A 1,390-nucleotide genomic window follows, 5' to 3' on the forward strand; every position below is an offset into this window, starting at 1 on the left:
ATCATTGTTGTCCGATAAAACAAGAAGCCAATTTAATGGCTTCTTGAAAACATCGTAAATTTGTGTTTGCGACATAAAAAATACGATGAGTAAAAATAGTCATTTTTCGACAAAATCCGTTTTCGGACAGCTGATTTCACTAATTGATGAATCCATCATCCGAAAAGAAGTAAAAAAGTGTGATTCTGACCGGTATACAAAGCGATTTAAAACCAAAGATCATCTGATAAGTATGCTTTTCTGTTCGTTTTCAAAGTGTACCTCACTACGTGAAATATCGGGGGCAATGCTTGGTCTGTCGGGAAAAACAGCCGGTTTTCAGTTAAGCCATATTCCCAAAAGAAGCACTTTGTCGGATGCCAACAGGAAAAGAGACGTTTTGGTTTTTGAAAATATCTACCACGGGCTACTCAGGCAGTACGGCAGGTTTTTATCGGACAGCCGGATAGAGCATGTGATTAAAAAGCAGGTAAAAATCTTTGACAGCACCACTATCAGCCTATTTAAGGATATTCTGGAAGGTGTTGGCAGAAACCCGAAAACGGGCAAAAAGAAAGGCGGTATCAAGGTCCATACAGTGATAAATGCGGATGAAACCGTTCCGGGTCTGGTTTGGTTTAGCGAAGCGAAAAAGCACGACCACGAGTTTTTAGACAAACTGAAATGCGATAAAAACACGGTTTATGTTTTCGATAAAGGATACAATGATTACAAGGCTTTTGAGCATTTTACCGAGCAAGAAACAGGCTTTGTAACCCGGATAAAAGACAATGCTTCTTACATCAATATTGAAGCATTAGACCTCGGGGAACATATCCACAGCGGTATTTTGAAGGATGAAATAATTGAAATTGAAGTAAAAAAAGACAAGAAGACCTCTACATTAAGACTGCGAAAAGTGGTTTTTTATGACCGTGCGGGCAAAAGGGAGTTTGAGTTCCTGACCAATCTGTTTGATATGAGAGCCGATTTGATTGCCGCACTTTACAAAATCCGATGGCAGATAGAGCTGTTGTTCAAACAATTGAAACAGAATTTTCCTTTGAAATATTTTTTGGGAGACAACGAAAACGCCATCAAAATACAGATTTACTGTGTGTTAATGGTCAATCTTCTGCTGGCGGTCATCAAAAAGAGGTTGAAGAGGCATTGGGCATTTTCCAATCTGGTTAGTTTTTGCAAAATCCATCTGTTCAACAATATCAACCTGATGAAATTTCTGGAAAACCCTGAAAAAGACTGGATTATTGACCGGGATGATGGCAAACAATTGTCCTTTAATTGGTAGCTTGTTTTTGGAAATCAGTAAAAATGAAAAATTAATAAACTGATATACAATAAGATATAAAATATATAATCTATAACTTAATGTTTATCGGACGAGGATGAT

1 protein-coding gene is annotated in these 1,390 nt (G+C 37.6%); it reads left to right on the forward strand.

Annotated elements, in window-relative coordinates:
• The first annotated feature begins 85 nt into the window (after positions 1–85).
• Complete coding sequence (locus EGH73_RS13880; protein ID WP_123282349.1) at positions 86–1,288, forward strand: IS4 family transposase; 1,203 nt, start codon at positions 86–88, stop codon at positions 1,286–1,288.
• Positions 1,289–1,390 lie beyond the last annotated feature (102 nt).

It is taken from the genome of Epilithonimonas hominis (assembly GCF_003730015.1).
Lineage (GTDB): Bacteria > Bacteroidota > Bacteroidia > Flavobacteriales > Weeksellaceae > Epilithonimonas > Epilithonimonas hominis.

Coding starts and splice junctions, on each gene's coding strand:
- EGH73_RS13880 (WP_123282349.1), top strand. CDS start 86: ATGAGTAAAAATAGTCATTTTTCGACAAAATCCGTTTTCGGACAGCTG.